The following is a 20242-nucleotide window of genomic DNA, read 5'->3' as shown; positions in this document are numbered from 1 at the left end:
CAATGTGGCCAGTTATTTTAATATATGAAGCTACTTTAGTAGTTTACTATTCCGGCGAAGTCTTGTGCCTTAAGGCTAGCTCCTCCGATTAAACCACCATCTATATCTGATTTAGCCATTTGTTCTTTTATAGTTGATGGTTTAACAGAACCACCATATTGAATTCTAACTTTTTCAGCTACTTCACTACCAAACATAGCTCCAACAGTTGCTCTTATAAATGCAATTGTCTCATTAGCTTGATCAGCAGTTGCAGTTTTACCTGTTCCTATAGCCCAAATTGGTTCATAAGCAATAACCAATTTTTCCACTTGCTCTTTTATAAGTCCTTCTAAATCTAATTTTACTTGACCTGCTAAAACTTTTTCTGTAATATTTCCTTCTCTATCACTAAGAGTTTCTCCTACACAAAGTATAGGAATGATGTTATGGCTATAAGCAGCTTTAAGCTTTTTGTTTACAGCTTCATCAGTTTCATTGAAATATTGTCTTCTTTCACTATGTCCAATTATAACATAATCAACGCCAATATCTTCTAACATTCCTGGAGAAACTTCGCCTGTAAAAGCACCACTTTCTTCATAAAACATATTTTGAGCTCCAACCTTTATATTTGTACCCTTAGTTGCTTTTATTACTGCATCTAAGCATAAAAATGTAGGACAAACTACAACATCACATTTTGCATCTTTAACTAATGGCTTCATTTCCTCAATTAAAGTTACCGCTTCAGCTACAGTTTTATTCATTTTCCAATTTCCTGCAATTATACCTTTTCTCATAAAAAAAACCTCCTAATATTTCTTTGTAATCGGTAAAACATATATATTTAAAACTTGAAAGTACCATAGTTTTATTTACTTATTTGTCTGTAAGAGCTTCAATTCCTGGTAATAATTTACCTTCTAAAAATTCAAGAGATGCTCCACCACCGGTAGATATATGAGTCATTTTATCTCCAAATCCTAATTGGTTAACAGCTGCTGCACTATCTCCACCACCTATTATAGTAGTTCCATCAACTTTTGACATAGCCTCAGCTACAGCAATTGTTCCTTTTGCGAAATTTTTAAATTCGAATACACCCATTGGGCCATTCCAAACAATAGTCTTAGCTGTGCTTATAGCACCTTTATACATTTCACAAGTCTTAGGTCCAATATCAAGTCCCATGTAACCATCTTTAATGTTTTGATCCGGTGTAACTACTGGCTCTGCATCAGCTGAAAATTTATCTGCAACTATATGATCAACTGGTATTAAGAATTTAATTCCTTTTGACTCAGCTTTTTGCATCATATCCTTAGCATATTCTACTTTATCTTCCTCAACTAGAGAACTTCCTACAGAATAACCACCGGCTTTTAAGAATGTATATGCCATTCCTCCACCAATTATTAGTGTATCTACTTTATCAAGTAAATTAGCAATAACAGCTATTTTATCAGATACCTTAGCTCCACCTAAAATTGCAACGAATGGTCTAACTGGATTCTCTACTGCATCACCTAAGAATTTTAATTCCTTTTGAATTAAATATCCACATACTGATGTTTTAACAAACTCAGTTACGCCAACAGTAGAACAATGAGCTCTATGAGCTGTTCCAAATGCATCATTTACAAAAATATCTGCAAGAGAAGCTAATTCTTTAGAAAAGTTTTCTTTGTTTTTAGTTTCTTCTTTTCTATATCTTGTATTTTCTAGTAATATAACGTCTCCGTCTTTCATTTTAGATACAACAGATTTCACCTTATCACTAACAACATTCGGGTCTGCTGCAAAAACTACTTCTTTTTTTAACATTTCGCTTAATCTTTTAGCTACTGGTGCTAAAGAAAGTTCAGGTTTTGCCTCGCCATTTGGTTTTCCAAGATGTGAGCATAAAATTACCCTTGCTCCATTTTTAATTAAATATTCTATTGTTGGCATTGCACCTACTAATCTATTTACATCTGTAATTTCTCCATCTTTTAGTGGCACATTGAAATCACATCTTACTAAAACCTTTTTGCCCTTAACCTCAATATCCTCAATTGTTTTCTTATTAAATTTCATACACATTCTCCTCTCTACTGTTTATATTATAAACTTTTGTACCTTCTATCAAATGTAGTATGTTCTGTGAACCATACTCATATACTAGAATAAGCAATAAAAAGGCCTGGTTCCATAGACTACCTATAAAACCAGACCTCAATACTATACTTACAGTTTTATAGTAAACTAAATTTTATAGTTTATCTGCAACAAATTTAGCTAAATCAGCTAATTTACTTGAATATGCTGCTTCATTATCGTACCATGAAACGACTTTAACCATATTTCCTTCAATAACCATAGTTGACATTGCATCAATAATAGAAGTTCTTTCGTCTCCTTTGTAATCTATAGAAACTAATGGTTCTTCACTGTATCCAAGGATACCCTTCATTTCATTTTCAGAAGCTTTTTTAAATGCTGCATTTACTTCTTCTATAGTAACATCTCTTCCAAGTTCAGCTACTAAATCTACACATGAAACTGTTGGAGTTGGAACTCTTAATGAGAATCCGTTTAATTTTCCTTTTAATTGTGGTAAAACTAATGCTACTGCTTTAGCTGCACCTGTTGTAGTAGGAATCATTGATAATGTAGCAGCTCTTGCACGTCTCATATCATTGTGAGGAGCGTCTAATAATCTTTGATCTCCAGTATATGAATGAATTGTAGTCATTAAGCCTTTAACTATTGTGAATTCTTTGTCTAATATTTTAGCAAATGGTGCTAAACAATTAGTAGTACATGAAGCATTAGATATTATGTTATGTTTTGATGAATCATATTTTTCTTCATTAACACCCATAACTATTGTTATATCTTCATTTTTAGCTGGTGCAGATATAAGAACTTTTTTAACACTAACTCCTAAATGATCAGCTGCTTTAGTAGCATCTGTAAAGAATCCAGTTGACTCAAGTACGATTTCTACTCCAAGTGAACTCCAGTCGATGTTTTTAGGTTCTCTTTCAGCGAATATTTTAATTTCTTTTCCGTTAACAACTATAGAATTTTCTTTAGCTTCTACAGTTCCGTCAAATTTTCCGTAAAGTGAATCATATTTTAAAAGATGTGCTAGTGTAGCAGCATCTGTTAAATCATTGATTCCTACTACTTCTAACTCTGTTGAATAATTTTTTACTAATGCGTTAAATACGTTTCTTCCTATTCTTCCAAATCCATTAATTCCTACTTTTACCATTTTGGCAAAACCTCCTAAAATTTTAATTAAATAATTATATGTAAATATATAATTCTCTCTTTAATAAAATCATTATATAGTTTACTCTCTTTTTTCTAAAATATTTATAATTTTTTGTGCAGCCGCTTCATCAATTATCAAAACAGTACTAGAACGGTTGATTTCAGTGGCAATAATTGCTCTAGCTTTATTTTTTCCAGCCGCTACTGCAATTAGTATTTTTTCATGTTTAACATCTTCATTTTTTACCATAATAGTAGGTGTGGAATAAACTATCTCACCTAATTCATTATAATATTGACCAAATGCTTCACCTACTGCACCCACTTCTTCAAGTTCCCTAATTTTCTTTTGAGGTATCCCCCTTTTCATAGCCATATCTTTTGCGATGCCTATGCCATAAAGAAGAATATCAGCACTTCGAATTTTATCAATTATATTTTTTATATCTTTTTCGTTTAATATAGTTTCTAGTGCCGCGTTACTTAAATTGTCAGGTACATGTAGTAATTCGTAATTTCCACCAATTCTATCTGCTAGCCTTGCAACCAAAGTATTAGCTTGAATTTCTACATTTCTCGCCATACCACCTCTAGCTGGAAGCACCAAGATGTTTTTGTACTTATTGTTTTTAGGAAAACTATCTACAACTTCTTTTACAGTAGTTCCACCGGTTAATGCAATTATACTATTATCTTCAATAATATCCATAGCATAATTCGCCGCTGCCTTCCCTAGTTCTTTAAGAACACTTTTATCACTTTCTACATCTCCGGGAACAATTATAACTTGCTTGAGCTTCAAGTGTTTTTCAATAGATTTCTCAATTTTAGATAATCCTTTGATTTCATGAATAAATCCCTTTAACTGACGTATAATTTCTTCTCCATCAGATGTTATAAACATACCCAATGCATTAACTTCAATTAAGTTCTGAGACTTCAGAAAATTTATTTCATTTCTTACTATTCTCTCGCTTATACACATATGATTTGATAAAATCCTACGTCCTATAGGTTGATTATAACATATCATTCTTAATATATCATGCCGTTTCTCAAGAAGTTCTATCAATTCAGGCACTATTCTCTGTTCTAACTTTAAAATATTCTCCACTTGAACACCTTTCTGGACTGTTTAAGTCCCAGCATATATTTTCTGCTCCCACTTACATTATAGTTGAAATGCTAACATTTTTAAATTAGTATTTCCAAAAAATATGTTAACATTCTGTTAACAGAGTCATTAAATAAACAAATTTTTAAAATCTTTTTCGTTTACTCGAGCTTTTAATTTCAAGTTCTTCGCGATATTTTGCCACTGTTCTTCTAGAAATATTTACCCCTTCAGCATTTAACCGATTACAAATAATTTGATCAGACAAAGGTTTTTTTGCATCCTCACTCTCTACCATTTCCTTAATATTCTTTTTAATATTAATTGTAGATATATCCTCTCCGCCTATACCTGATGTTATTCCATTAGTAAAAAAATCTTTTATTTTAACGACTTTGCCATCATTTATACTTACATATTTTTCTCTAATTGCACGGCTTATTGTAGATTCATGCATCTCTAAATTGTTAGCTATTATTTTAAGCGTCATTGGTTTTAGATATTCAAGGCCTCTATCGAAATATTCCCTTTGAACTTCTAGTATTTCTTCTAAAACTCTATACACAGTGTTTTTCCTTTGTTCAATACTTTTTATAAGAAACATCGCGCTATTAAGCTTATCTTTTACATATTCTACGGCTTCTGTATCTTTTTCATCTTTAATTATTTCCTTATACAAACTATTTATATTTAATTTAGGAAGTACATCTTCATTCATAGAAATAACATATTGATCATCAATTTTATTAATATAAGCATCCGGTACAACATATTTAACGGTCTCGCCCGTATAAAATCCTCTTGATGGTTTAGGTTCTAAATTTTTTATTATATCTCCATATTTTTGGACTTCACTTATTTTAATTTTTAATTTTTTTGCTATCTCGCTATATTTGTTTTCTGCGAGTAGCTCCAAATAATCATTAATTATTTTACAGATGTTTTCATCATCCATCCCTAGATTATACAATTGAATTGTTAAACATTCTCTTAGATTTCTAGCTCCTATACCTTCTGGATCTAGAGATTGAAAAATTTCTAGCGCATACTCTGCCTTTTTATTTGATATTCCAAGTTCTTTACATATGTCAGGTAGACTCGCTGATAAATAACCCTTAGTATCTAAGTTTTCTGCCATGTATTTGCATATACTTAAAATATCACTTTTCTGGGTAAGTTCACCTATTTGCTGTTTAATATAATCCTTAAGAGATTTTTCCTCTGCAATATAGTAAAATGGAGAAACTTCATCACCATCATTCTTTGTTGCATGATTTTTTACTTTATATCCATCTTTATCAAGGTATTTAATTATTTCTTTATAATCATTAACATCATAGTCATTACTTTTGCTGTTTTGCGAATCTTTTTCCTCTAGCACTGGATTCTCTTGCATTTCCTTATTAACATACTGACCAAGTTCTTGTGCTGACATTTGAAGAAGTTTAACAGACATTTGCATTTCTTGCGTCATTATTAATTTTTGTTCTTGGACCAAGTTTAAGCCAAAATTAATATTCATTTTATCCATCACCTCATGTAAATCATCTTATAAATATTATAACATAGAGCGAATAGATTATACCTTAAGCTAGGACTAAAAATAAAAAAAACTCAGCATATTTTCCTATCACCATAATAAATGGTGAGAAACTATGCTGAGCTTTTTATTGCTTTAAGCTAACCTTACAGAACTTATCTCTAAAAGATTTTACCTCAATTATTATTTCATCTATATCTAAAATCATTTCCATTACGCTACACTGCTCATCGTAAACCGACTTTATAAAAGCTTCTTTAATCTCTGGTTCAAATATATGGTATACAGGGAGCCCTAAAGCAATCCCAGCAAGTGGTCCAACAAAGGTTGGATCTCCTGCCGCTATTGTCTCTGCCGTTATTCCAGATGTCTCAGCTTCTGCTCCTCCAATAATCACTACTAAATTTTCTGCACCAAATTTTGATGTAAGATCTTTTACCACTTGCTGAAGTTCTATATCCATTGCTCCAGCTAAGCTGCAGGAAAAACATTTTGTTGTTGAAAATACAACTTGTGCTTTAGCAGACTTTATGCAGGCCTCTATTGCAGGTCCAGGTATTCCGTCTCTATCTCCAATAATAATAACTTTCTTTGACTTAAACATTTTCATCTTCCTCTCGTACATTTAACAAGTTACTAAACGCTTAATTATATCCATCTTTTCCCACATGCCAAAACACCAAACTATAATGTATTGTAGTACTCTTTTATAAAATTTTCTATATCCTCTAATGATGAAATTTTATCTGGCGTAATTATAGAGACTTTCTCTGCTCCACTATATATTATCATTGTTGGTAGTCCAAGAACCCTTTGATCTATGGCTATTCTTCTTGACATTGATGTATTTAAACTAGCAAATTTAATTTTATCAGAATATTTTTTAGAGAGTTCATTTACTCCTGGCATAAGTCTTAGGCAAACTTTGCACTTATCACCCCAAAAATCCACAAATACAGGTTTTTCTGATTTTAATACTTCTTCTTCGAAATTATCTTTGGTGAGTTCTACCATCACTAATGCCCTCCTAAAGTTTTAGTTTTATTATAATAAAAGTAATACATTTCTATGATTTATTTTCAATGTAATGTTCAGCATCAGTAGCCGCTATCGCTCCATCTGCGGTCGCTGTAATTACTTGTCTTAATAACTTCACTCTTATGTCACCTGCTGCATATACTCCCGGTATATTAGTTCTCATATTCTCATCAGTGATAACATCACCACGCTCATTCATAGTAATTTTCCCTTTATACAATTCAGATATTGGAAGATATCCTACAAACACAAAACATCCATCTGCTTTCAATTCACTAAGTTCACCAGTTTTAACATTTTTAAGTGCTAAACTTTCTAACATTTCTACACCTTTAGCTTCCTCAACTACGGTATCCCAAATAAACTTTATCTTGGGGTTTTTGAAAGCTTTTTCTTGAAGTGATTTCACAGCTCTGAGCTCACTTCTTCTGTGTATGACAGTAACAGTTTTCCCAAATTTAGCAAGATATATAGCTTCAGATATAGCTGAATCTCCTCCCCCTAGCACTGCAATGTCTAAATCTTCAAAAAAGTCAGCATCACAAGTTGCACAATAAGAAACTCCCTTCCCTCTTAATTCTGTTTCGTTCTTAAACCCACCAAGTCTAGGAGTTGCCCCTGATGCTATTATAATAGTCTTAGTTTTGTAAGTTTTATCCTTGCATTTGATTACTTTAATATCGCCTTCAAGTTCAACTTCCAATACCTCTTCACTTGCAAATTTGGTTCCAAATTCTTCTGCTTGTTCTTTCATACGTTTGCTGAGTGTTGCTCCTGTACAATCTTCAATGGATCCTGGGTAGTTATCAATTTCATTAGTTGTAGCTACCTGTCCACCAAACTCTGCTCTTTCTATTATTAAAGTATCCATTCTTGATCTTGATGCATAAAGTCCAGCAGATAACCCTGCAGGTCCCCCACCAATAATTATAGTATCATAAATGTGCTCCATATCTTATACCTCCTGTTTATAAAATTATTTTGTGTAATATACTTATTCATTAAAAAAGTGCTTAATATTTTATTTCATGTCTGTAAACCCTATTTGTCTAAGTGCCTCATATGCCACAATAGCTACTGTATTTGAAAGATTAAGGGACCTAGTTGTGCTATTTATCATAGGTACCTTTATGCATCTCTCGGGGTCGCTACCACGAACACTATCTGGAAGTCCTGAAGACTCTCTCCCGAAAACTATAAAATCTCCTTCTTTATATTTTACGTCTGAGTAGAAGTTGGAAGCTTTTGTTGTAGAAAAATAGAAAGTTGCGTCTTTATACTTTTCACGAAGTTCTGCGTAAGACTCATGAAGCTCTAAGTCTAAATAAGGCCAATAATCTAATCCTGCTCTTTTAAGTTGTTTCTCCTCTAAACTAAATCCCAAAGGTTTTACAAGATGAAGTTTGCAATTTGTTAAGACGCATGTTCTTCCTATATTACCTGTATTTTGTGGAATTTCTGGTTGAAATAATACTATATTTAACTTCATTAGTTATCCTCCTATTTTTCTATCGTCTCTGCTCTTTTATATGCTGAATCTGTTATCTCTTTTGGATAATGCATGTATTCTAAAAGTTTAATTGCATTTCTTGTTTGTGAAACTCCCTTTTTAATCTTATAATCAAAGCTTAAACCCTTGTGGTTATCAACCTTTTCACTAAAGTAGTAAAACTCATAATTCACTTTTAAAATGTCAACTAATTCTCTATCATGGGTAGCTACAATAGAAATACTTTTTCCATTATTTATATATGTTAATATAGCAGCTGACATAGAAATTTTCTCAATTGGATTTGTACCCCTAAATATCTCATCAATAGGGCAAAATACAGGTGCATCCTTTTCTAGAGCTTTAATTATACGTTGTATAGATTCTACCTCTGCCATAAAGAAACTCTTTCCCTTTGTTAAATCATCATTAGGACTAATTGATGAAACTATGTTAAAGAAAGGTGCCTCATAATCTTTAGCCAATGCAAAATTAAAACTTTGCGCCAAAATTATATTTACTCCCATCATTCTCAAAAAGGTAGATTTACCTGCCATATTTGTACCCGTAAGCACAATTCCTCCCTTTTTTATATTAATCGAGTTAGGAACAGCATTCTCTATAAGAGGATGTACCCCATCCTTTATATTCAAAGTAATATCTTTCGTAAACTTAGGTTTTACACATTGTTCCTTTAAATTATGTTCGTAACCTGAAATCGAGATTAATGCTTCTAATTCTCCAACAATGTAGTAAAGATCCATTAATCTTTCTTTTTCTCTTTTTATTTTATGAGATATAGAGTAATAGGTTGTTTCCTCTAAAAGAAAAATAACAGAAATGAATTCAAAAACACCTCCCCACATATTTATAATTCCTATTGTTTTTGTACTCAAATCTATATCTTTCATACCATTAAGAAGCGTTTTTATCTTATCTTTGTAATAAATAATTTCTTTATCATTTATACTTGCTATTTTTTTAGCTGCCTTAATGTTCTTTTGCAAATAGAATATACCATTAGACTTAATTGCCCTTACTTCCGTAGAATTTATAATCATATTAATTGAACCTATAGCAAATAATAATATCATATATTTAGGGTTTGCAAATATTGCAAGTAAAATTGCTATTGCCGGTATTACCTTCCCTAGAATGCTGTACACATAATATTTAGTTTTATTTATGATAAGGTCCGTTTCAATCATATCTAAAAAACTATTTTTAGTATCACTATTTAATTCAAAAAAAATACACTGAAGAGTTTCTCGAAGCTTCGTATTTTCTTTAATAGACTGAATCAATTTTCCTCTTTCTTTTAGCTTATCTTCCTTCATTAGGGGATTTCTAAGCATTGAGTATAAAGACGCTTCTCCAGGACTGCTGTATGATCTATCCAGTTTTTCATACACCTTATTCATATCTAAATCATCCCAGGTCTGATCGTCTATTGTGTATTCACTCCTTTCACGCATGGTAAAAAACTTCTTAACCTTCTCAATATTTCTTGTCTTATCCGCATCTTTATTATAATCTTTTCTTATTGATCCTAAATATTTGTTACTCATAGCACAATGCTCCTTTAGACTTTTTTGATGTTCACTTTAGTTTAATCAAACTGCTATTATTTCTTAGTTCCAACTTTCTTAACTTCATTTATAACATGGAACGTATCTTTATTTATAATTTCAGTATTAACTAACTTTCCATTTTCATAAGTTTTTCTAATCACTTTAACCTTAAAACCTGCATAACCTGTCTTTACAATCTCACTTTGACCCTCATACATTGTTGGATCTTGTATAGTTTCTGTTTTAGGGTCAGTAGGTTCCGACACCTCATTTATTATTTCATAAGTTCTGTTAGTTAATGTAGAGTTAGAATATATATTGAAATGTATATTTCCATTTGACAAAAGGCCTTCAATATATATTGGATACTCGAACGTATTTTTAAACTTATAATCGAGATTTCCATAATCAACTGTAGCATCTTGTCCCTTCGGAATATAACCCGATGATATTGTATGATGAATTCTTTCTACAGAAACAATTGAAGTTGAGAGCATTGCATTATACAAAGTAGATGAGACTTGACATATACCTCCGCCTAACCCCTGTTCCAGTTTATCACCAATTATTACACCTGCTGACTTATACCCTCTTAAAGCTGTTCGTTCTCCTACAACATCATTAAAACTAAAAACATCTCCCGGCATAAGTAGTTTCCCATTTATACTTCCAGTTGCTAATGCTATATTGGTAGCTCTACCTTCTGATGAACTTGAAAAATTAGTTGTATACCTTGATATTCTTGTATTTATTGTTTTTAATGCAGCCTCTGAAATTTTAGGTTTTATGTCCTTAACCGAAGCCTTTATATAGATATTATCCTCTGATACGACAATATCAATTTTGCTTTTAATATCATTTTTTAATTTATCTACTTCTAACTGCTTTCCAATGACATCATTTGTAACAACGAATTGTCCACCGCTTCCCTTAGTTATAGTTGCATTCTTTGCCTTTTTATCTATATCTTTAGCTATTCCCTTTAATATTTTATCAACAGCCTTATCATTATATTCAAAGGTTAGTTTTATTTGTTTGCTCACAGGATGTGTTATGGCTTTGTATTTTTGAAACATATTCCCATCTTTCCTATAAGTTAATGCTTGCTCTACTGCTTGGTCAACATTGTACGTTGCCTCTATCATTTTATAGTCAATTATATATTTTTTTTCATCAGTTACTATAGTAATTTTTTTCTTCATGACCTTACTAGAATATTTGTCATTAATTATCGTTTGTGCTTCTTTCTTAGTTTTACCTGTTAAATCTTCATTTTCAATTTTAACCCCAGGTAAAATCAAAGAACCCCAATATTTGACTTTAATATAAGAGTAGCCACTAAATGTAAATGTACTAAATAAGATTAAAACTCCTATTATTATAATTGCCTTTTTTTTCATCTATAATCTCCTTTTATACTCATGAATAGTATACTACAAAGAAGTCGATATTCCTATATACTACTGACGTCATAAAAAGCTAAGTTTAACTTTTTTCTTTTTCTTATTTATAGACTTTAAATTCGCAATCTTGTATTAATTCATCATCTTCTATGGTAAAATTATACTTATGCTAATCTTATTTCGAAGGAGTGATAATTTGAATTATAATGAAGATAAAATTAAATATTATTTAAAGAATATCCTTTCAATTTCTAGTCCCTCAGGATTTACAGAAAAAATTATGAAGTACATAAAAGAAGAACTAAACATTTTAAATGTACCATATTCTGTTACTAATAAAGGTGCTGTTATTGCAACCCTAAAAGGTGAAAATAACGATTTTCAAAGAACACTTTCTGCTCATGTTGATACACTTGGAGCAATGGTTAAAAAAATCAATCCAAGCGGTTCACTATCACTAGACCCTATCGGTGGATATATGATGAATTCAATAGAAGGTGAAAATTGCACTATAGAAACTATTGATGGCAAATCTTTCACAGGCACTATTCAAAGCATAAAGCCTTCAGTCCATATTAGTGGAGATGACGCTCGGGGACTTAAGAGAACTCCTGAGAATATGGAAATAATTCTTGATGAGAAAGTATCTACAAAAAAAGAAGTGGAAGATTTAGGTTTAAGCGTTGGTGACTTTATTTGTTTTGATGCAAGAACCATTTTTACTGAAAAAGGATTTGTGAAATCTAGGCATCTAGATGATAAAGCTAGCGTTGCAATACTACTTTATGCTATCAAATATATAATAGATAACAACATAAAACTTCCATATACAACAAATATATTTATTAGCAATTATGAAGAAGTTGGACATGGAGCCTCTGCATCCATACCAGAAAAAACTAAAGAATTTGTGTCTGTAGATATGGGTTGCCCAGGTCTTGATCAAAATTCTTCCGAATATAGTGTTTGTATTTGTGCTAAAGATTCATCAGGGCCCTATGATCTAGAACTTAGAAAAAAATTAACGCAAATATGCAAAAAAGAAAAAATTGATTACAAGGTTGATGTTTATCCACATTATGGTTCTGACGCCTCTGCAGCTTTAAGGGCCGGATGGGACATAAAAGCAGCTTTAATTGGTGCTGGTATTTTCGCCTCACATGGTTATGAAAGAACTCATATGGATTCAATATTAAACACGCTAAATTTAATAATAAAATACTGTATTCAAAAATAAAGTATTTTTAAAAGGCCAGACAATTACAATTGTCTAGCCTTCTAAAATAACTTTTAATTATCTAACTTAAAATTAGTCACGACCCTATCACCTGTTTCATTATCCACTTTAATAACGTGCACTTCTTTATTATCTAAACTCCAAATACTCTCACAATAACTGTATTGACTAGTTGCATCTAATCCACTAGTATCCTCTACATTTCGTATAGCTCCTGACCAAGACTCAGTACTACTATCTGCAATTGATCCATTATCTGTTATGCTATAAGATTTATCTGCTAATATGTTATAAACACATAAAGTAGAAATTGTTTTTTCGGTAGATGTTACCTTTGCAAAGCTCGTCATTCTTGAAAAAGTAGCCAATTTTGCAAAACTTGCTGTTTTTACATTGCTTATATCCGGGCTTATATCCGGGCTTGTTTCTATTCCTTCTTTTACATAACTAATTAGATTGTCATCATTAGAGAAAGCAGGATACTTACCATTAGCAACATAACTACTAGTATTATCTTTTAAATTTTGAATGAATATTTGGCCTTTAGACTCATACAGTAATTTTTTACCGTTTTTAGACACCATAGGATTTTTCCCATCCGCAATCTTAGTAGATACTTTTCCATTTTCACTAGATAAATAGATAGCACCATTTTCTAGAGCTACTTTATTTGCTTTGTAATAAATTATTTGTCCACTAGGTGTAAAATTGGGCTTATTAACTACTTGTGTCTTATCGCTATAGGCTATTAACATCTTCTCGTTTGAAGATTTTAAATCTTTTATATATATGCCATCATCTTTAACACTAGCTAATTTCGTTGCGTCGATAGAATACCTTGGATCATATGTTGTTAATGCAACGAGAGGTGCACTTGGAACCTCTATTGTTGGTTTTGTAACTATTTCTGGGATAACCGTTTCCGGGATAACAGGTTTAACATCAGTCACTTGGCTTTGGTTTATTTGGGCATCACTATTATCATGATTTACAACTCCTGTGATAGCGTTATTAGAAATAACATTCTCTGCCAAAAGATTATTTATAGCCTTCTTAACGTTATTACCACCTGGGATATCACTCACGCTACCTGCGTTTCCTTTTATTACTGCTAATTGTTTATTTTTATAATTATTATTTATCATATCGTCTAAAATCTTTAATCCAGATGCTTGCTTACTACTATCCTCAAGTGATCCTTTGGGACTTATAGCTGGAGTCGCTGAATTAGTTATTCCTTTGGACCTTGTAAACATATTTTTATTTTGAATGTCAATAGCCTTAAATATTGATCCGCTAACAAACACGCAAATTACAAAACCCGAAGCTATTTTAAAATATCTATTTTTCATAAAGTTACTTTTATGTTTAGGCTGCTTTGTAATATTGTTATATTTATCTGCAAACATTATCTTGTTTTTTAGATCTGATTTAAATTCCTCATCAATAACGATCTTTGCTGCATCATTACACAATGATTTTTCAATACTGTTTTCATTTATTTCCAATTACATCACCTCCTAAACTATGTTCATAACTCTTCTTAATTTTCTTTATAGCTCTAGAAATGGTTGATTTAACAGTACTTTCTGTTATATCTACCGCCTCTGCAATTTCCCTAAATTTTAGACCACCATAAAACCTTAAATAAAGCATTTTTTTTGTTTCTTCTGGTAATATATCAATTATTTTCTTTACACCTTCAAATTCATCTCTAATAGCTATATTTTCATATCCAAAATCCTCGTCGCCTCTATCTAAAAAGCTTTCTATAGGAATTACTTTACTGTTTTTTCTATAAAAATCTATAATAGTATTATGAGCTATTTTAAATATCCAATTCTTACTTGCTTCTACCTCAGTAATTTTATCCTTGTTCTCATATATTTTAGTAAACACAGTAGCAATTATATCTTCTGCATTCCATTTGTTTTTTACAGAAACAAAAATGTATCTGTAAACGCAATTGTAGTACATGTCATACAGCTGTTCGAACTTACTTGACATTAAGCAGTACCCCCATCATAATTTGTTTTTTTATAAATCCAACTGGTTTTAAAAAAACATTTCACATAATATACGTGAGACCTTATATTTAGTTGCATGCTTTACCAGTTTTTATGTAAAATTTGTATGAAATATGTGTTAAATGTTTACACATACTTATTAAGTATATACCATATTATAAATAATTCTATTGTATATGGCAATATAATTATATACTTCCAATTTAACAATAACTTATAATGAAGTATAAGGTTTTACAAACATTTATAAAAAAGCCACTTGGTAAATTTTATTTTACCAGGTAGCTCCTGTGAAATTTATCATGATGAATAGTTAGCTGCAAAATCTATGTTTACCAATTACTTTTATAAGTGTACGTGACCATATCCACTTGTTCGTACTTGTGGCAGGATTGAAATAGAATACAGCACCTCCAGAAGGATCCCATCCGTTTAGTGCATCTCTTGCGGCCCTTATAGAACTTTCTTCAATTTTTGCATTTATTTGTCCATCCACAATCGCCGTGAATGCACCTGGTTGATAAATTACCGCTGCTATTGTAGATGGAAATCTTGCATCTCTTGTTCTATTTAAAATTGTTGCTCCAACAGCCACCTGACCCTCATAAGGTTCTCCTCTAGCCTCTCCATTTATAAGTTTAGCTACTAAATCTACATCCTTATTATTCGTTACATTTTTGTTAGAAGGCGATCCAGAGGCCTGCGTACTAGACGGAAGCCCTATAGCTGCGAGTGTTGAATTTCCTGCTATTCCGTCTACTTTTAATCCATTGCTTTTTTGAAAAGACTTAACGGAAAGATATGTATTGTAGCCATATATTCCATCAACACTTTCCTTATAAAATCCCCACTTTTTTAATTTAGTTTGAATTTGTTTAACTTGTTCACCACGCGCGCCATATTTATAAACCTGTGCTATAACTTGCTTACTATAAATATTAAAATAAACTTCACTTGAAAAATATGCTATTAAAATAATCATAACTACAGCGCTACATCTTTTGAGTAAATGTTTTTTAAGCCTCAAACCTATTCCTCCTTAAATAACAATATATAAATGTCATTAATAGTATTAGTTTGTGCTTAATTCCAAAAAAAATACACTGTGCTAATATAAGCCACAGTGTATTTTTTTATATTATTTTTTTAAGTTTTCTTTTCCATCTTGGAGACAATAGTTCTTCAATAATATCGTTCATAATTACTATTCCACATAATTTTTCATCAATATCAACTACTGGTAAAGAAATCAAATCATATTTAAGTGCTATTTCAACAGCTTCCTCGATATCTTGACTATCTTTTATTCTAATAACTTTATCGTCCATGATATCTTTAAGTTTCCTCGCAGGAGCTGAAAGAACTAAATTTCTTAAAGAAATGACTCCTTGAAGTTTTTTATCCTCATCTACGATATATATATAATGTATTACCTCATCTTCAGGCTGAAGTTCCCTTAAAATTTCAATAGTTGCACTAGCAGTAATATTTACATTAAAAGATATAAAATCCTTATTCATTATGCTACCAACAACTTCTTCTTCATAATTCATAAGATTTCTAATTTCTTCTTCATCATCTTTATTAAAATTCAACAGAATCTTTTCTGCGTCGTCTTCCTTCATTTCATCTAAAATGTCCGCAATCTCATCATTAGGCATTTCATCTAAGATTTCTTGTGCAAGCAGATTATTAATAGTACTTAAAATATCTGCTTGAACCTCTGGCTGCAATTCTTCTAGAGTATGTGCTGCCAAATCCTTGTCTAGACTTTCAAAAATTTTATTTCTGGCGGATGTATCTAGTCCCTCTAAAATATCTGCAAGATCTGCTGGATGAAGTTTAGTAAGTTTTGAATATGGCTGCGTTAGTTTTAAGCTGTGATCCACCATCTCGAGTGATTGAACACTTTCCCAAGTTATACTATTATCTTGAGGTTTTCTGCCTAAAATATTATAAAAAATTTTTATTATGCCATCTAATTTATATTTTCTAGCCGCTGCAATAATACCTGATTCTACAGCTATAACTCTTATTTCTCCACCAACTTTCGTCATGGTTAAATCATTAACTTTAACTACTTTTTTTCCATTAACATCTACTATTTGTTTATTCAATAAATGTTTAGATAAAAGATAAGAAAATTTTCTAGGAATTATCTCTTTAACCCCTCTTACCTGTACGGTTATTTTTTTGTCTTCTTTTCCTACTTCAATATTTCTAAATTCATAATTAAAAATTTCACTTTCCTTTTTAATTTTATATCCTATAACTCTTGGATATCCTTGCTCAGTAGTAACATAAATATCAAATAGCTTCCCAATATTATCTTCAAACTCATCATACACATTTTTATTTAAGATTGAACTTAAAAAAAACGCAGAAATTATTTCCATAGATATCCCTCCTCTTATGCAGAGAAACATCAAAATGGAATTAACTCATTGACTTTCATTCCTACCTTATCTATGTCAATTTATACTCTAAGAAATTCTCTGCATAATAATATTTAATTTTAAAATAAATTTTGACCTTCTACTTCGAGGGCCATTTTCCATTTATTTTCACCACCTGTAATTTTTTTTTCTTCTATATTAGTATATTATATTATTTTAAGTTAATTATAAAAAATATTCTTTCTATATAATTATATTATATATACTTCAAAATGCAACTAAAAAAGTTAAATTCAATTATATTTATAAACTTTTCTAGTTCATATTTTTCTATAGATATGTTAATATTATTATATACCGTAAACACAAGAAAACGAACTTTACTTTAATTAATAATAATTAAACGAGCTAAAGATTCGACTAATCTCTCAGGAGGATTATATGATAGTAAATAAACAATTTTTACCCATTTGCATGAATGATTTAAAAGAAAGAAATATATCTCAATTAGATTTTATAATAATTACAGGGGATGCATATATAGATCATCCATCCTTTGGCAGCGCTATAATTGGAAGAACTCTAGAGCGAGAAGGCTTTACTGTAGGCATTATAGCCCAACCCGATTGGGAGGGCATTGAAGATTTTAGAAGCCTTGGTAAACCTAAATTCGCATTCATTATAAACTCTGGAAATATAGATTCTATGGTTAATCACTATACAGCAGCAAAGAAAAAGAGACATGATGATCTTTATTCTCCAGGTGGTGAATCAGGTCACAGACCAGATAGAGCCGTAATTGTATATTGTAACAGGGCCAGGGAAGCCTTTAAAAATGTTCCAATTGTAATTGGTGGTATAGAGGCAAGTCTTAGGCGATTTGCCCACTATGATTATTGGTCCAATAAAGTAAGGCGAAGTTTATTAATCGATGCTAAAGCCGACTTGCTACTTTATGGCATGGGAGAGAAAACCATAGTTGAAATGGCTAATCTTTTTAAATATGGTATGAGTATAGAAAAAATGACTTCTATTAGGGGTACTGTATATGCTACAAAAGATATTAGTGACCTTGAAGATTATGTCGAAGTTTCTTCTTTTGAAACTGTCTCTACTGATAAACTTGCTTATGCGCAGAGTTACAAATTACAATCATTAGAACAAGACGATATAAGAGGAAAGACTATTGTACAAAAGCATAATGACAGATATGTAGTTCAAAATGCTCCTCAGATATCTTTAACCCAAGCTGAAATGGATATAACTTATGGTTTACCATACACCAGAACCTACCATCCTATATATGAAGCTAAAGGTGGTATTCCCGCAATAAAAGAAGTTGAATTTTCTATAACAAGCCATAGAGGTTGTTTTGGTAGTTGTTCATTTTGTGCATTAACATTTCATCAAGGTCGAGTTATACAAAATAGAAGTCAGAACTCTATAATAGACGAAGCTACTCTTTTAACTACCTTAAAGAATTTCAAAGGATACATTCACGATATTGGTGGTCCTACTGCAAATTTTAGACACAGAGCTTGCAAGATTCAAGAAAAAGTAGGTGTATGTCGTGATAAACAATGCATGTTCCCAACTCCATGCAAGAATCTTATTATTGACCACACTGAATACTTAGATTTATTAAGAAAGGTTAGAGTAATTCCGAACATTAAAAAAGTTTTTATTCGTTCTGGAATAAGATACGATTATTTAATATATGATAAAAACACTAAATTTTTCGAAGAATTATGTGAACATCATATTAGCGGACAATTAAAAGTAGCCCCAGAACACATTAGTGACAAAGTACTAGACCAAATGGGAAAATCAAAACAAGAAGTGTTTGATAGGTTTGTCAAAAAATATAACGAAACTAATAAAGAACTAGATAAAGATCAATTTTTGGTTCCATACTTTATGTCAAGCCACCCAGGGTGTGACTTAAAAGAATCAATTAAATTATCAGAATATATAAACGAAATGGGTTACACTCCAGAACAGGTTCAAGACTTTTACCCAACACCTGGCAGTTTATCTACTACTATATTTTATACTGGAGTAAATCCTTTTAGTGGAGCAAAGGTTTATGTTCCAACCGAACAAAAGGAAAAAAACATGCAAAGAGCTCTTATGCAATTTAAAAATCCAGAAAACTACAGCATTGTAAGAGAGGCACTAGTAAAAGCTCATAGAGAAGATTTGATTGGTTCTGATAAAAAATCATTAATACCATCAAGACCTACCAAAGCAAATAATCATCCAAAGTATCAAGGGAAGAAACATTCTAAGTTTAGGACACCAAATACAGAACCTGGCCATGTTTCTGAACCTGCTCCAAGGACTTTTACAAAACCTTCTTTAAAAACAACATCAAAACCAAATTTAAAGACTGCTCCGAAACCCTCTAAAAAACGTACATCAAACCTTAGCCCTAGAAAACGACAAGGATAAAAAACAAAAAACAAAAGACATATATAGCTGTAATTTTAGCTGTATATGTCTTTTAATATCTCACTTTAAGGTTCATCTTTTAACTTTATTCAAAGCATAATCCATTGTTAAAATCCAAGAAATATCTCCTAGAAATAAAAAATTGAAACTTGTATTTATTGAAGTTAGAAGAACTGCTATTAATGTAATACTCGCTGATATAACTATTAATGATGCTCCCAGTTTATTTGAATAGCGTCTGTTAAATAGGTTTATACCCATAATTATAAGGATTGAATTTATTATAAGTGACGTAAAATGAAAATAATTTTCTAATTGTAATTTTATAGTATGTCCATAAAGATTTGATATAGCAGTATTTGCATTAGAGTTATATATAACAATACAATAACCTAAACACAAAATTCCAGATATTAATATAATTTTTCTTAATTTAATCGTGTTTTTTCTAGCAAATATAAAAACTGAGATAATGCCACATATTGGTATACACAAAAAGTTTGTATATACTAAAGGTTTTAACATATATAAATAATTTTGATCATTTACAATTAAAAGTATTAATAACGATATGTATCTAAATGCCATTAAACTTAAAGCTACAAAACTTATTATTTTGATTTTTCTTGGCACATAATATAGACTACAAATTATACCTTCATATAATAATAAAATCATTATAAACAGCAGTAAAAAATATATTTTCATTCTTACTCTCCCCTAAATTGCTACT

18 protein-coding genes are annotated in these 20242 nt (G+C 31.0%); 2 read left to right on the top strand and 16 right to left on the bottom strand.

What is annotated here, in order from left to right:
• Positions 1-35 precede the first annotated feature (35 nt).
• From tpiA to LL038_RS22150, 11 genes are all read right to left on the bottom strand, one after another.
• Positions 36-782, bottom strand: a complete 747-nt coding sequence (gene tpiA / locus LL038_RS22200; protein ID WP_216120829.1) for a triose-phosphate isomerase — start codon at positions 780-782, stop codon at positions 36-38.
• Positions 783-861: 79 nt separating this feature from the next.
• Positions 862-2058, bottom strand: coding sequence for a phosphoglycerate kinase (locus LL038_RS22195; protein ID WP_216120827.1), 1197 nt, complete (start codon positions 2056-2058; stop codon positions 862-864).
• 175 nt (positions 2059-2233) lie between these two features.
• The gene (gene gap / locus LL038_RS22190; protein ID WP_216120825.1) at positions 2234-3241 is read right to left on the bottom strand and encodes a type I glyceraldehyde-3-phosphate dehydrogenase; all 1008 of its coding nucleotides are present in this window, start codon (positions 3239-3241) and stop codon (positions 2234-2236) included.
• 81 nt (positions 3242-3322) lie between these two features.
• Positions 3323-4357: a sugar-binding transcriptional regulator gene (locus tag LL038_RS22185; RefSeq protein ID WP_216120823.1), complete on the bottom strand. Its 1035-nt coding sequence runs from the start codon at positions 4355-4357 to the stop codon at positions 3323-3325.
• A 145-nt stretch (positions 4358-4502) separates the two neighbouring features.
• Complete coding sequence (gene rpoN, locus LL038_RS22180) at positions 4503-5873, bottom strand: RNA polymerase factor sigma-54 (protein WP_216121001.1); 1371 nt, start codon at positions 5871-5873, stop codon at positions 4503-4505.
• 151 nt (positions 5874-6024) lie between these two features.
• Positions 6025-6507: a glycine/sarcosine/betaine reductase complex selenoprotein A gene (gene grdA, locus LL038_RS22175; protein ID WP_216120821.1), complete on the bottom strand. Its 483-nt coding sequence runs from the start codon at positions 6505-6507 to the stop codon at positions 6025-6027.
• 74 nt (positions 6508-6581) lie between these two features.
• Positions 6582-6911: a thioredoxin family protein gene (locus LL038_RS22170; RefSeq protein ID WP_216120999.1), complete on the bottom strand. Its 330-nt coding sequence runs from the start codon at positions 6909-6911 to the stop codon at positions 6582-6584.
• A gap of 52 nt (positions 6912-6963) precedes the next feature.
• Positions 6964-7887, bottom strand: a complete 924-nt coding sequence (gene trxB / locus LL038_RS22165; protein ID WP_216120819.1) for a thioredoxin-disulfide reductase — start codon at positions 7885-7887, stop codon at positions 6964-6966.
• A 69-nt stretch (positions 7888-7956) separates the two neighbouring features.
• A complete protein-coding gene (locus tag LL038_RS22160; RefSeq protein ID WP_216120817.1) occupies positions 7957-8424 on the bottom strand; it encodes a tRNA (cytidine(34)-2'-O)-methyltransferase in 468 nt (155 codons plus the stop codon).
• 11 nt (positions 8425-8435) lie between these two features.
• On the bottom strand, positions 8436-9992 hold the full coding sequence (locus LL038_RS22155; RefSeq protein ID WP_216120815.1) for a MutS-related protein: 1557 nt from the start codon (positions 9990-9992) through the stop codon (positions 8436-8438).
• 56 nt (positions 9993-10048) lie between these two features.
• Positions 10049-11395, bottom strand: a complete 1347-nt coding sequence (locus tag LL038_RS22150) for a VanW family protein (RefSeq protein ID WP_216120814.1) — start codon at positions 11393-11395, stop codon at positions 10049-10051.
• A gap of 199 nt (positions 11396-11594) precedes the next feature.
• Here LL038_RS22150 and LL038_RS22145 point away from each other — a divergent pair, with 199 nt between their 5' ends.
• Positions 11595-12635: a M42 family metallopeptidase gene (locus tag LL038_RS22145; RefSeq protein ID WP_253199802.1), complete on the top strand. Its 1041-nt coding sequence runs from the start codon at positions 11595-11597 to the stop codon at positions 12633-12635.
• Positions 12636-12688: 53 nt separating this feature from the next.
• On the opposite strand, the gene LL038_RS22140 is transcribed toward LL038_RS22145, so the two are convergent.
• The 4 genes from LL038_RS22140 to LL038_RS22125 form a co-directional block, all read right to left on the bottom strand.
• Positions 12689-14143, bottom strand: coding sequence for a TolB family protein (locus LL038_RS22140; protein WP_216120810.1), 1455 nt, complete (start codon positions 14141-14143; stop codon positions 12689-12691).
• Positions 14130-14642 carry an RNA polymerase sigma factor gene (locus LL038_RS22135; RefSeq protein ID WP_216120808.1) on the bottom strand — a complete coding sequence of 171 codons (513 nt, stop codon included), beginning with the start codon at positions 14640-14642 and terminating at the stop codon, positions 14130-14132. The genes LL038_RS22140 and LL038_RS22135 overlap by 14 nt, the downstream gene beginning before the upstream one ends.
• Before the next feature lie 333 nt (positions 14643-14975).
• Positions 14976-15644, bottom strand: coding sequence for a spore cortex-lytic enzyme (gene sleB / locus LL038_RS22130; protein WP_216120997.1), 669 nt, complete (start codon positions 15642-15644; stop codon positions 14976-14978).
• Between the two features lie 151 nt (positions 15645-15795).
• The gene (locus LL038_RS22125) at positions 15796-17058 is read right to left on the bottom strand and encodes a magnesium transporter (RefSeq protein WP_216120806.1); all 1263 of its coding nucleotides are present in this window, start codon (positions 17056-17058) and stop codon (positions 15796-15798) included.
• A gap of 444 nt (positions 17059-17502) precedes the next feature.
• Here LL038_RS22125 and LL038_RS22120 point away from each other — a divergent pair, with 444 nt between their 5' ends.
• Complete coding sequence (locus tag LL038_RS22120; protein ID WP_216120995.1) at positions 17503-19509, top strand: YgiQ family radical SAM protein; 2007 nt, start codon at positions 17503-17505, stop codon at positions 19507-19509.
• A gap of 72 nt (positions 19510-19581) precedes the next feature.
• Here LL038_RS22120 and LL038_RS22115 read toward each other — a convergent pair whose 3' ends face one another.
• A complete protein-coding gene (locus LL038_RS22115; RefSeq protein WP_216120804.1) occupies positions 19582-20217 on the bottom strand; it encodes a hypothetical protein in 636 nt (211 codons plus the stop codon).
• Positions 20218-20242: the final 25 nt, after the last annotated feature.

Origin of the sequence: Clostridium estertheticum (assembly GCF_026650985.1) — a bacterium.
Classification (GTDB): domain Bacteria; phylum Bacillota; class Clostridia; order Clostridiales; family Clostridiaceae; genus Clostridium_AD; species Clostridium_AD estertheticum_C.
Note: the sequence above shows the minus strand (reverse complement) of the source record. Positions and strands in the feature narration are given on the sequence as shown.